General features: G+C 44.7%; 1 protein-coding gene. It reads right to left on the bottom strand.

Translation table 11 applies throughout. The features are described from left to right. Positions 1-432, bottom strand: a 432-nt coding sequence (locus tag HC175_RS19010) for a nicotinate-nucleotide diphosphorylase (protein WP_369074351.1), incomplete at both ends; no start/stop codon positions are given.

Raw genomic sequence — 432 nt, 5'->3', positions numbered from 1 at the left:
AATCAATATGATTGTCTTTAAGCATGATCATATCAAAAAGTCCGAAGCGGTGATTTTCTCCTCCACCAATTTTAACCGCCCATTTTTCCAGAGCCCTGATTCCGGGAGTAGTTTTTCGGGTATCTAAAATGCGGGTATTTGTGCCTTCCAGTTTATCAACAGATGTTCTGGTTTTTGTGGCGATGGCACTCATTCTTTGCATCGCATTAAGCACCAGGCGTTCGGCCTTTAAAATAGAACGGGAAGCTCCTTCCACGTAAAATACAATGTCCCGGGGTTTTATGCGGCCACCATCCTCCATCTGTACCTCTATCTTTAATTCGGGATCTACTTTTTCAAAAACCCTGAGGGCAAACTCAACTCCTGCCAGTATTCCTGTGTCTTTTACCAGCAGTTTTGCTTTTCCCTGGACATCTGCCGGGATACACGCCA

The organism is Salinimicrobium oceani (assembly GCF_012037645.1).
Note: the sequence above shows the minus strand (reverse complement) of the source record. Positions and strands in the feature narration are given on the sequence as shown.